At 56.9% G+C, this 11,842-nt stretch carries 12 protein-coding genes; 7 read left to right on the top strand and 5 right to left on the bottom strand.

Going from position 1 to position 11,842, the window contains the following annotated elements; translation table 11 throughout:
* Positions 1 to 169: 169 nt before the first annotated feature.
* The 3 genes from Q0J75_RS11680 to csaB all read right to left on the bottom strand — a co-directional run bounded on the left by Q0J75_RS11680 (position 170) and on the right by csaB (position 4,961).
* Entirely contained in the window at positions 170 to 1,495 is a 1,326-nt protein-coding gene (locus Q0J75_RS11680) for an IS1380 family transposase (protein WP_297201455.1), read from the bottom strand.
* Positions 1,496 to 1,662: 167 nt separating this feature from the next.
* A complete protein-coding gene (locus Q0J75_RS11675) occupies positions 1,663 to 2,733 on the bottom strand; it encodes a glycosyltransferase (RefSeq protein ID WP_297201453.1) in 1,071 nt (356 codons plus the stop codon).
* A 5-nt stretch (positions 2,734 to 2,738) separates the two neighbouring features.
* Positions 2,739 to 4,961 (bottom strand): polysaccharide pyruvyl transferase CsaB, encoded by a 2,223-nt coding sequence (gene csaB / locus Q0J75_RS11670; RefSeq protein WP_297201451.1) that lies wholly within the window; start codon positions 4,959 to 4,961, stop codon positions 2,739 to 2,741.
* Between the two features lie 116 nt (positions 4,962 to 5,077).
* Here csaB and Q0J75_RS11665 point away from each other — a divergent pair, with 116 nt between their 5' ends.
* From Q0J75_RS11665 to Q0J75_RS11650, 4 genes are all read left to right on the top strand, one after another.
* Positions 5,078 to 5,590, top strand: a complete 513-nt coding sequence (locus tag Q0J75_RS11665) for a DUF4330 domain-containing protein (RefSeq protein WP_297201448.1) — start codon at positions 5,078 to 5,080, stop codon at positions 5,588 to 5,590.
* Between the two features lie 78 nt (positions 5,591 to 5,668).
* Complete coding sequence (locus Q0J75_RS11660) at positions 5,669 to 6,226, top strand: phosphatase PAP2 family protein (RefSeq protein WP_297201446.1); 558 nt, start codon at positions 5,669 to 5,671, stop codon at positions 6,224 to 6,226.
* On the top strand, positions 6,227 to 6,772 hold the full coding sequence (locus Q0J75_RS11655; protein ID WP_297201444.1) for a GNAT family N-acetyltransferase: 546 nt from the start codon (positions 6,227 to 6,229) through the stop codon (positions 6,770 to 6,772).
* Between the two features lie 122 nt (positions 6,773 to 6,894).
* The gene (locus Q0J75_RS11650) at positions 6,895 to 7,182 is read left to right on the top strand and encodes a hypothetical protein (protein WP_297201442.1); all 288 of its coding nucleotides are present in this window, start codon (positions 6,895 to 6,897) and stop codon (positions 7,180 to 7,182) included.
* Between the two features lie 74 nt (positions 7,183 to 7,256).
* Here Q0J75_RS11650 and Q0J75_RS11645 read toward each other — a convergent pair whose 3' ends face one another.
* Both Q0J75_RS11645 and Q0J75_RS11640 read right to left on the bottom strand, forming a co-directional pair.
* Positions 7,257 to 8,450, bottom strand: coding sequence for a coenzyme F420-0:L-glutamate ligase (locus Q0J75_RS11645; RefSeq protein ID WP_297201440.1), 1,194 nt, complete (start codon positions 8,448 to 8,450; stop codon positions 7,257 to 7,259).
* A 117-nt stretch (positions 8,451 to 8,567) separates the two neighbouring features.
* Positions 8,568 to 9,443: a LysR family transcriptional regulator gene (locus Q0J75_RS11640; RefSeq protein ID WP_297201438.1), complete on the bottom strand. Its 876-nt coding sequence runs from the start codon at positions 9,441 to 9,443 to the stop codon at positions 8,568 to 8,570.
* 119 nt (positions 9,444 to 9,562) lie between these two features.
* On the opposite strand from Q0J75_RS11640, the gene Q0J75_RS11635 reads away from it, so the two are divergent.
* The 3 genes from Q0J75_RS11635 to Q0J75_RS11625 all read left to right on the top strand — a co-directional run bounded on the left by Q0J75_RS11635 (position 9,563) and on the right by Q0J75_RS11625 (position 11,563).
* Positions 9,563 to 9,706 carry a hypothetical protein gene (locus tag Q0J75_RS11635; protein WP_297201436.1) on the top strand — a complete coding sequence of 48 codons (144 nt, stop codon included), beginning with the start codon at positions 9,563 to 9,565 and terminating at the stop codon, positions 9,704 to 9,706.
* A 344-nt stretch (positions 9,707 to 10,050) separates the two neighbouring features.
* Positions 10,051 to 10,503: a MarR family transcriptional regulator gene (locus Q0J75_RS11630; protein ID WP_297201434.1), complete on the top strand. Its 453-nt coding sequence runs from the start codon at positions 10,051 to 10,053 to the stop codon at positions 10,501 to 10,503.
* Positions 10,490 to 11,563: an FUSC family protein gene (locus Q0J75_RS11625; protein ID WP_297201457.1), complete on the top strand. Its 1,074-nt coding sequence runs from the start codon at positions 10,490 to 10,492 to the stop codon at positions 11,561 to 11,563. Before Q0J75_RS11630 ends, Q0J75_RS11625 begins: the two co-directional genes overlap by 14 nt.
* Positions 11,564 to 11,842: the final 279 nt, after the last annotated feature.

Below are 11,842 nucleotides of genomic sequence, written 5' to 3'. Positions count from 1 at the left end.
CCTGAATTATTCACGGCAGTATAAGTGTGCATGAAATCTGCCGTAGTTGCCGTTACAACCACTCTCAATACCTCACCCTGCCAGAAGATAGCCTAAAAATGGGCAGACTTCTCCTGTGATAGGTTTAATAGTTTATTGTGTTGTGGTTGTCAAGGTTCGTTAAAAGTTGTCATTCCAACTGTGGTTGCAGATTACGGATATTTTCCAGTGTCTCGTAGAATTCTTTCTTGTAGGGACAACTGCTACACAGCTTGAAATATTTGTATCGTGCTGATTTTACCACTCTTGCGGCAATTTTCAGCAGTTTTAAACGAATGGTATCTATACGCTGTTTTCTCATACTGGCAGCAAGTGCCAATCGCCTAAACCAATTGAATAGATTATAGGCTAATGCATGAACCAGAAGGCGGTTCGCATTTACCAGCCTAGAGGAACTGCTTACAGAGGCAAAGTCAAAACCGCTCTTGCCTTCTTTGATGAAATTTTCCATTTTGCCTCTTCCGCAATAGAACTGGATTACCTGATAAGGTTCCATTTCCAGTGTTGTGACAATAAAGGTATACAGGTGCACCATCTGACCATAGGGTTTTTCAATTTTAAAAACCACTCTGCGGGGATGGCTCCATGAGCCCGCCTGATACAGGAACTCACCATACTCGACGGCATAATCCACCTGATTGAATTTTGTTGCACGGTATAACGCCTGATTTTCATCTTCTGCTAATTCACGGAGCTTTGCATTCTCTTTCAGTCGGATGGCATATTTGCAGTTTTTATCTTCAAGAACCTCATACAAATCCGGTGAGGCGAAGCCACTGTCACCACGAAGGTAAAGTGGCATATTTGGAAAGTCACAAATAAATTCCTCCAGAAGCGACTGCATAAAAAGGTCTGCTTCCTTGCTGCAATACATGGTGCCGTCACGAAGTTCTGCTTTTAGGAGATCACCAGTCAGTCCATCATAGCATAGCAGCGGATGATAACCATGTGCCTGATAGTGATAGTTGAAGCCTTCCCCTTCCTGATTTCCATAGGTATCAAGAAGTGTGGAGTCAATATCAAAAAGCATGAATTCCGGTTTTTTTATGGAATAGATGACTTTACGGAGCTCACGTGTAATCTGGTTCAGCTGGCCCAGTGTATCTTCATCCATGCGGTTAAAAAAACGTGACAGCGTGGGTTGGGATGCAAGAGCATCTTTATCTAAAATGGCTGTCATGACTGGTTCGTTTGTCAGCTCATCTGCACAGTTATCCTCAAAGTAGGCACTGATAATCTGATAGATTACCTGCATCAGGTTCGCATCATCCTTATGGATACGGAACCATGCAGCATCATTGGTTTTGAACATACGATGGATGAGCTTAACGGCTCCAATCTTAAACAGGAACTCCTTAAACAGGAGAAGTCCTGCATCGGAGGATAAATCGCCTCCATTGAAATTAATTTTAATTTGGCTATTGCTTTCTAAGCTTACGGTGTTTAAAATATCCATAGAGAGACCTTCTTTCTGAGGTATTTGTTTGGATTAGACACCTAAATTTTACCACAGATAGAGGTCTTTTTCTATTCACTTAGAAGGTGAAAAGCAATATTCAATTAAAATACAGTAACTACGCGGATTTCAACGGTTGCTGCTGTTGTTCCGTGAATAATTCAGGTTCAATACAGTCCGTTGGCGGTCAGGATCTGAACGACCTGCTTGGCCCGCAGGGACCAGGCCGCCGCCGCCGCGTGGTCCCGCCGCCGCTGGGCAGGCCAGCCTGCCGGCTCGTCCAGGGCACGGACGCACAGGCGGATAAATTCGCCGGGGGTGTGGGCGGCGTAGATCACATCGGGGAAATGCTCCACCTGGTCGGGGTAGACCATGGCCACAATGGGCTTGCCCGAGGCCATGTACTCATAGATCCGGCTGGGTACGATGTCTCCGCCGTAGTCTGAGCGGCGCTGTAAGTGGAGACAGACGTCAAACCGGGCCAGGTAGTCGGGGATATCCACCGGCAGCTGGCGGCCCAGGATGCGCACATTGGGCAGAGATTCCAAGGCCCTGCCCCGGGGGTTATACTCCCGCTTGCCCACAAAGACAAAGGTACAGTGGGGCAGGGCCCGGGCCGCCTGAATCACAGGCGTCAGGTCCAGGTCCTCCCAGAGGGTGCCGGTAAAGCCCAGCACCGGGCCGGTCACATCGGCCAGGGCGGGGGGACATTCGGCACTGGTCCGGGAGAACATGGGGTAGCTCACCCCGTTGGGGAGCAGAGCAATGTTATCACTACAGGGAGAGAGGTGGTCGGCCAGCCCGGCGGAGGCGGCAAATACCACGTCGGCGGCCAGGGTCAGCTCGCTCTCCCACTCGGGAGGGCTGTCCAGCCAGTCCTGGCCGCAGTCGTACACCAGCCCGCTGTGGGGAATGGCGTCCAGCAGATGGACCTGCTCCGGGGCGGTACACCACAGCAGAGGCTCCCGAAACCGGTAGGTATCCATCAGCTTGAGCAAATAGCGGATCTGCCGGCGGGCCCGAAAGAGGCGGACCAGCTTGTCCTCCACCGCCTTGGGGGAGGGGGGCATGGAGTAGACGGTCAGGCCGGGGCGCACCTTGCGCCCCGGCTTGCGGTAGTTCCGGGTGGGGGGATTCAGAAAGAGAATTTTGGCATTTTTCAGCCGGGTCATCAGCTGTTGGGTGCGGGTGGGGACGGTGCTCCAGGGCTGGGCGGAGAGACATAAGATCTGCTTCAATGAATTTATCCCTCCAAAAGACGGCGGGCGGTCTCCTGATTGCGCCGCTCCACCTGACGCAGCCGTTCCACGCCGCCGGACAGGAAGGCGGCGTCTCCGATGCGGGTACAGGCGGCGTCAATATAGGCGCACAGAGATTCCACTGTAACCTTGTCCAGGTCGGTGTACAGGTCCTGACCGATATAGGAGAGGAAAGAGCTGATCTTCTGGTCATACACCACACCCACCAGGGGCACTCCTTGCCCGGCGGAGAAAACCAGGGCGTGGAGCCGCATGGACATGACTACCTGCATCCGGGCAAACAGGCCGATGGTGTGGTCGGAGCTGCCGGTATAGGTCAGGACATGGTGGGGGGCCTTCATGTGCTTGGCAGTGAGCCGGGCGGCGTCCACGTCCAGCCTGCGCTCGATGGGGAGAAAGACGGGAATAAGACCGTATTTCTCATAGGCATAGTCGGCGGCGGCGGCAAAGATGGTGGTCTTGGCCTCATAGCCGGGCCAGGGGCGGAGGGCAAAGCCGATATACCGGCCGTTGGGATCGATGCCCTGGCTTTCCAGCACCCCGTCCACCACCGGAGCGGGGGCGGCGGGGAGAATGACGGTGGGGTCGGCGGAGAGAATGATCTCCGGCCGGGTCACCCCCATGTCGTCCAGTTCCGCTTTGGAATGGGTATCCCGCAGGGTGATGGCGTCCACGCTCTTTTGGAGGACCTTGGAGGCCCGGCGGCGGTTGGCGGGGGAGTGAATGGGGCCGATGCCGCAGCCGTACATCATGACCTTGTTGCCCAAGCGTTTGGCCCAGGAAATGGTGAAGAGGTAAAACCACAAGGAGCGGTGGCTGGTCACGTCCTGCATCAGGGAACCGCCGCCGTTGATATACAGCTTGGTCTTGCGCATCCGGTTCAGAAACTGGGGGAAGGCAAAGGTATAGATGGAGTTGACCCGGTAGGTGCGGCGGGTCTCCTCCGGGCTGCGGGAGAGCACCCAGATGGGCAGGTCGGGGTCGATCTGCCGCAGCTCGGTGACGATGGCCTCCAGAATGGCGTCGTCGCCGGCGTTGCCCCGGCCGTAGGCCCCGCACACCAGAGCTCCGTCCCGGGGCCCTGTCTTGCGGCTCTGGCGGCGGAGAATGGTCTCGTAGATGGTGAGCTGCCGCTGGAGGGTACTCTCCAGGGAGTAGTCCTCCTTGGCCCGCTGGTAGAGCCGCTGGCCCATGTGCTGGCGTAGGGCCGGGTCCTTGGCCAGGGTGACCAGGTGGCGGGCCAGCCCATCCGGGTCTCCTGCCTCAAAGAGAAAGCCGTGGATGCCGTGCTCGATGAGATAGGGCACGCCGCCCACCCGGCTGGCCACCGTGGGCAGACCGGCCCTGGCTCCCTCGGTGAGGGAGTAGGGGAAGGTTTCGGACAGAGAGGTGAGGGTGTTGATGTCGATGGCGTTGTAGAAGCTGTCGGTGTCGGTGATCCAGCCGGCAAAGCACACCTGCTTTTCTACCCCGAGCTGGGCAGCCAGATTTTTCAGCATCCCCATCTGCTCTCCGTCTCCTGCGATGAGCAGCCGCAGATTGGGACATTCCTGGTGCGCCAGGGCAAAGCCCCGTACCAGGGTGGCGATATCTTTTACTGGATTGAGCCGGGCGGCGATGCCAACCACCACAGAAGTCTTGTCGGCCTCCAGGCCCACGCTCTTCCAATAGGCTGCCCGGTCCAGGGCCGGGGTGCGGGGGGTGAAGTCGATGCCGTTATAGATGGTGAAGAGCTTGTCCGGGTCAAAGCCCCGGGAGATCAGCAGATCGGTCATGGCATCGGACACACCGATGCGGTAGTCCAGCCGCCGCAGGGCGATGGTGTTGATGGTGCCGTAGGTGATCCGGGAGAACGGGCGGCCCAGATAATCCAGCCGGTAGTCGGAGTGGACGGTGCTGACCACAGGCAGGCCGGTGGCCTTCCCCAGCAGGGCGCCCATCAGATTGCCCCGGGCGCCGTGACAGTGGAGGATCTGATACCCCCCCTCCACGATCATTTTTTTCAGCGTGTTGCGGACCCGCAGCAGGTTGTGCCCCGGCAGGACCACCGTGGGGATACCCAGCTCCCGGGCCTCCTGAGAAAAGGGACCTTCCATAAAACACACCATGGTTACGTCAATGGTGCGGGCGAGATTTTGCAGCAGGGAGTGGACGTGGGTCTTGGCCCCGCCGCTGTCTCCGCCGGAAATGAGGTGCATGACCTTCATGGAATCAAATCCTCCAAAGAAAATACTTGTGTCTCGGTGGGGATGTATGATACAATAACCCGGTACCATTGTACCAAGGGAGACCTGAATTTACAACCTCGGAGGCTGCAAAAAAGATGATAGACGAAAAGGGAAGATTGTTTGGCAAAATCAACATCGTGGACCTGCTGGTCATCCTGGTGGTTATCATTGCGGCTGCGGTGCTGGGCGTGAAGTTCCTCAAGCCCGGCGGCGGCAGCGCCATCGGCGGCGGAAGCAGCGGTACCCATGTGAGCTATACTGTTCTGGTGGAGAATGTACAGCCGGAAGTATATGAGAATGTGCAGAAGTACATTCCCTCTACCCTGATGGCCTCCGGTGAGCTGCTGGACGGCGAAGTGACCTCGGTCACCGCCGCTCCCCATGAGGATGTTGTCAGTGTGGACACCACCGACGGCACCGTGGAGCTGCCCGCCGACAAGGACCTGCTGGACCTGACCTTTACGGTGGAGTGCAACGTGGCCAACGCCATCACCACCGAGATCGGCACCCAGGAGGTGCGGGTGGGCAAGAACCACATCGTCAAGACCGACAAGTTCGAGCTCAGCGGCGTGGTTACCGACTGTACCTGGACCAACGACGCCCAGTAAGGGCAAAACAGCATGATATGGACCCAAAAGGGGCGGCGGTGCTGAAACCGCCGCCCTGTCTGCTTAGGAGGAATAGATATGCCGCAATGGCTGCTGAATATGGACGGCGGGGTGCTGCTGTGGATCCAGGAGGTCCTGCGCTGCGCCCTGCTGGACCCCATTTTTATCGTATATACCCAGTTGGGTGACGCAGGTATGCTGTGGATCGTGGTCTCATTGGTGTTTCTCTGCATCCCCAGAACCAGAAAGGCGGGCGTTGTCAGCCTGATGGCCATGCTGCTGGGGCTGCTGTGTACCAATGTGGCGCTCAAGCATCTGGTGGGACGGGACCGGCCCTGGCTGGTGGTGGAGGAACTGATCCCGCTGGTGGCCGAGCACGATCCCAATTCCTTCCCCTCGGGCCACACCTGCGCCGCCTTCGCGGCGGCCTCCGCCTGGTGCCGTACCCTGCCCGCCCGGTGGATGAAGATCACCGCGGTGGTGCTGGCGGCCCTGATGGGCTTTTCCCGGCTGTATGTGGGGGTCCATTTTCCCACGGACGTGCTGGCAGGCATGGCGGTAGGCCTCTTCTGCGGCTGGCTGGCCTGGGTGCTTTGGAAGCGGCTGGCCGCCTGGCGAGGCTGGGAGGCGAGATAGGTGCGGGCTGAGGAGAGAGAGATCGCCCTGCGGGACGGGACCCGCTGCCTGCTGCGCAGTCCCAGGGCGGAGGATGGGGAGGCGGTGCTCCGCCATCTGCGCCGGGTGTCGGGGGAAAGCCCTTACACAGCCTTTTTGCCTGAAGAGCTGGGGGGTACCCTTCGGCAGGAGCAGGCCTTTCTGAAGCGGCAGCTGGCCAGTCCCAACCGGCTGATGCTGGCCTGTTTCGCCGCCGGTGGGCTCATCGGCCTGGGAGGGCTGGGCCCGGCGGCTTCCAGCCACAAGTGCCGCCACCGGGCGGAGATGGGAGTCACCATCCGCCGCCGCTGGTGGGGGCTGGGCCTGGGCCGGACCGTGGTAGAGGTTCTGTGCCGGGAGGCGCTCCGCCTGGGGTATGAGCGGATGGAATTGCAGGTCATGGAGGGCAACACCAGGGCGGTGGCTCTGTATGAACGCTGCGGCTTTGCCCGCTGCGGTGTGCTGCCCGACGCCTACCGCACCGAGGAGGGCAGCCAGTCCGCGCTGCTGATGAGTAAAGCGCTGTAAACGGGCAAGAGAAAAGAGCCGGTGAAAAAGGGCATATTACACATAGTATTTTCCTTGACAGGGGTGATAAGCGGCATATATAATGGACTCCACTAAAAAACCGCAGGAAATGAGGTTTTGGTATGACAAAGAGATGCCGGCGCTGTGGATTTGAGAACGACGACAGTCATTTCTTTTGCCAGCAATGCGGAGAGGCGTTGGATGACAATGTCCGACTCATTATGAGCTATGAGAAGATGAAAAAAACGTCCACTCCTTCCAAGCAGACTGTATCAAGAAACGATCAGGATGATGATTTTGTTCCCGTCAAGCGGGAGGAAAAAAAGAAATCCCATGCTGCTTTGTGGGTGCTGTTGGCAGCCCTTGTGGTAGCGGCCGGGATCGGGATTTATTTCTGGCTGGCTCATTAAAGGTTCCATACAGGTAAAATCATGCAAAAAGTGGGTGCCGCGTGATGCGGCACCCACTTTTGTATTAGAGAGGATTATTCCGTGGTGTAGTTATCAAAGTAACCCTGGATGTAGACAATGGGGGTACCCTTGTCGCCGGAGCCGGAAGTCAGATCGCACAGAGAGCCGATGAGATCGGTCAGGCGGCGGGGGGTGGTGCCCTGGGCGGCCATGTTGCCCACCAGAGAGCTGTCCTTCTTCTTGATCTCCCCCTTGATGGCTTCCCGCAGAGCCTCGCCGGACAGAGCGGCAAAGTCGTTGTCCGCCAGATACTTCAGCTTCAGCTCATTGGGGGTGCCCTCCAGACCGGCGGTGTAGGCGGGGGAGACCACCGGGTCAGCCAGCTCCCAGATCTTGCCCACAGGGTCCTTGAAAGCGCCGTCGCCGTACACCATGACCTCCACGTGCTTGCCGGTGGCCTTCAGCAGCCGGGCCTGCACCTCCTCCACCAGGTCCTGGCAGGGACGGGGGAAGAGCTTCACCTTGTCCTCGGTGGACTTGTTGGAGCCCAGCAGGCCGTACTTCTCATTGTAGCCGCTGCCATTGATGGGGGCGGTCATGATCTCGTCCAGGCAGAACACCTTCTCGGCGCCGGCGGCCACCAGACGGCGCTTGGTACGGGCGCGGGTGTGGATATCGCAGGCCAGCACATTCTTGGTGTAGGACAGAATGGCACGGGCGTCGTTGGCAAAGATGACCTCCACCTCAGCGCCGCACTCCCGGATCAGGTTGGAGTAGTAGTCCACATAGTCCACGCCGGTAAAGGGATGGGTGGTGTAGCCAAACAGCTCCCGGTAGCGCTCCAGAGAGAGCACGTCCTTGTAGGGGTCCACGCCCTTCTCGTCCATGACGTCCTCGTCAATGAGATGGTTGCCCACCTCATCGGAGGGATAGGACAGCATCAGCACGATCTTTTTGGCGCCCTTGGCGATGCCCCGCAGGCAGATGGCGAAACGGTTGCGGCTGAGGATGGGGAAGATGACGCCAATGGTCTCTCCGCCCAGCTTGGCTTTCACATCGGCGGCAATGTCCTCCACCGAGGCGTAGTTTCCCTGGGCACGGGCCACAATGGCCTCGGTCATAGCCACCACGTCCCGGTCACGGACGGCAAAGGCACCGTCCTTCACGGCTTCCAGGACAGACGAGGTGACGATCTCGGCCAGGTCATCTCCACTGCGGATAATGGGGGCTCGAATCCCCATAGAAACGGTGCCGACCATCCGGCTCATAGAACAACACTCCTACTATTTATAATTTATCATTCTTTTGCTGCGGAAAATCCGTAGTGACAAAATTATACTATATTTTTTTATGGGTGTAAAATGTTTTTTGGTTTGTGATGGGGCCTATTGGGCGGCGGTCCACTGGCGGACCACCTCCAAAAAGCGGGTGGTAAGCGGGGAGAGCGGCTTTCCGCTGCGCACCGCCACCCCGATCTGACGGCTGCGGGGGTGCTCCAGTGGAACGGCGGAAAAGGTCCGGTTGGAGCTTTGAAGCACCAGCTCAGGCAAGATGCTCACCCCCAGCCCCTGCTCTACCATGGACAAAATGGCAAAGTCATCGTTGACGGTATACTGGAGATTGGGGTGGATACCCTCCTCCTGAAAGATCCGGCTGATCTCCACGTCCCGTTCTTCATTGATGCGGATATAGGGGTCCTGGACAAAGCGCTCCATGGGGTAGCAGGGGGCGTGGGCCAGAGGGTGGTCGGGCGGCAGCACGGCCAGCAGCCGGTCCTGCCGCAGGGGGATGACGTCCAGCCCCTCCCCGGCGGGCAGCCCCAGAAAGCCGCAGTCCACCGCACCCTGGTGCACCATGTCCTCGATCTCGGCAAATTCCCAGCTGCTCACCAGCTCAAAGCGGATGCCGGGGTACCGCTGAAGAAATTGTTTCATAATAGGGGGGAGCCAGTGAATGGACACGCTGGTGAAGGTGCCCACCCGCAGCGTGCCCCGTGTGAGGCCGTGGAGGTCGGCCACCTGCTCCTCCAGCTCCTTGTGGGCGCCGCACACCGCCCGCAGGTAGGGGAGAAGGGTTTCCCCCGCACTGCTCAGGCGGACGCCCCCTCTGCTCCGCACCAGCAGCTCCATGTCCCACTCCTGCTCCAGGGCGGCGATCATCCGGCTTGCGGCCGATTGGGTATAGCCCAAAGCCTCGGCGGCCTTGGTGATGCCCCCCAGCTCCACCGTTTTCAGCAGGATCTGGTACTTGATAAGGCTCATAGTATCATTCCGTTTCATCATGTTTTATATGAAAAAGATTCGTTTGATTCATGCTGATTCTTATTGTATACTATCCTCAGAAGGAAGACAAGAGCGCGAGACAGAAAGGAGCGAGTTCCATGAAGAAGAACAACGTGATGGGAATGGATCGGAAGTACAACGGCTATGAGCTGATGGGGAAAGGCATGTCGGTCAACGTCATGCGGACCTATTGGAAGGGGAGCCCCTGGAAGGCGCTCCGGGACTGCGTCCGCTACATGTAAACTGCGTTCCACTCCGGTTGGGGAGAACCGATATAGAAGAAGGGGGCCTGTCGATTGACAGGCACCCTTCTCCTATATTTGGTGAAAGCGTTTAGAACGTGTTTGAAAATAGTCAACGCACCTAATCAGCAGGCCTTTTGCCCACTAGACGGCCCAGCGCCGAGCCTCTGGTCATATTGCTATTTTTCAAACAAGACCTAATTTTAAGCCCTTGATAGCTGGATATGGTAAACTGGCCGGGGATTGGGTCATCACGAGCGGGATGGCCTTCTTATCGTGAAACCCTTGACATACAAGGATTGCTGCTATATACTTAACGAAGTTAACTATAAGCGGAGGCTATCATGGATATGGAATGGACAGATATGATGCATTATCAACAGCAGATGCAGAAGATCATGCGGTCCTTGCTGCCTGTGGGCAAGTCTGTGTTGACGGCCAGTGAGTGTGAGCTTCTGTCTCGCCTGTATCTCCAACCGGAACGAAACACACCTATTTTACTCAGCCAGGGCAGCGGTATGAAAAAAGAGGCGGTAAGCCGTTGCCTGAAGTCGCTCTATGAAAAAAACTGCATCTCTAAACAGCGGCAAACAGAGGATGAGCGGAGCTACCGGTTGTTTATCACGGAGACAGGCCTTGTAGAATTGAAAAAGGGATGTGAGTGTATTTTGCAGCCCTTCTATGATTTATGGCGGAGTTCCAGGGAGGACTTTGAGGCATTTATGTATTATGCGGACAAACTTGCCGCGCACATTGAGAAAGGACAGGAAAAGACCCGTGACCATGAAATTTTATGACGCGTTACAGCTGGACCCCGCCGTGCTGAAACGGAAGATTGCCGACTGTGACACAGGGCGGGAGAAAATGTATTACTGGATTGCCATGGCGGCCCGCTCTGTGCTGATCGTAGCCTTTGCCATCGTGTTTGTCAGCCTGCTGTCCGGGGTGTTTGGCGCCGACAATACGCCCTTGGCGGTGGCATTGTTCTGCATCATGCTGGGTATTCGCTTTGTCAATTTTGAATACTGTATCGGAGACTCTCTGGTCACGCTGGCGGCGGCGCTGGCCATTCTGGTTTTGGCCCCCAGCGCGGCGGCGGTGGTCCCGCCGGTTTTTTTGGTCCCGCTGCACTTCACGGCCTTTTTTGCCCTGCTCTGCATGACTGCCCAGCGGCCGGAAATGGGGAGCGGCGGCTTATACAGCTTTGCCTACATCTATCTGACAGGGAACCCGGTGGTTGGAGAGGCTCTGGTTCGCCGTGGACTTTTGGCGCTGGCAGGCTATTTAATCTGCGGCACGATCCTGTTTATTAAGCACCGGGATCAGCACAAAACGACCCGTTTTCACCAAGTAATGCGGAAGTTTGATCTTTCCGTGCCGGTCCACCTGTGGCAGCTGCATATGGCGCTTGGCGTGAGCCTGGTATTGACTGCCGGGCAGGTGTTTGGTGTGGAACGGTTCATGTGGATGGGATTTGCCTGCGCGTCCCTGCTGTCAGAATACCCCTACTCCGGCAATCCGACCACCCGTTTCCGGCAGCGGATGGTGGGGGCGGTCGCAGGCTCCTGCGGGTTTTTTGTACTTTATCTGGTGACACCGGAAGCCTTTCATACATGGATGGGTCCGCTGGGAGGGCTGTGTCTGGGTTTTTGCGCCGACTATCGGTATAAGACAGCCATGAACTGCTTCGGCGCGCTGATGCTGGCCACCGGGATCTATGGACTTCAGGGCGCAGTGCTTTTGCGGATTGTGGATACCCTTCTGGGCGTGACCTTTGGCCTGGTATTTGCGGCGCTCTTCCACCGGCTGGCCGGGGTCAGGTTTCTGCCCGCTCCAGACGGCAGTGAAGGAGTGTAAAAGTGATACAAAATATAATTACAATGTGTGGTCGGGTCAGCGATGTTACCGATGTGAAACCAAAAAACTATCTGTTGGAGAGAAAATTCCGGCGGTCACTGGGAAATAGCGGATGATATTTATAGGCTAAACAGAGAAATTTGGGGCTAAAAAGCACAAAAACGGTATAAATGCCACTGGCTTTTTGCCAGTGGCATTTATACCGTAAGCGTAAAAACAGTCGGCGACTTGTCAGGGTAAAATGTCTCTGCCAAACTATAAGAGTCTGAGGAAGTGCAT

It is taken from the genome of uncultured Flavonifractor sp. (assembly GCF_944385615.1).
In the GTDB taxonomy this organism is placed as follows: Bacteria; Bacillota; Clostridia; order Oscillospirales; family Oscillospiraceae; genus Flavonifractor.
Note: the sequence above shows the minus strand (reverse complement) of the source record. Positions and strands in the feature narration are given on the sequence as shown.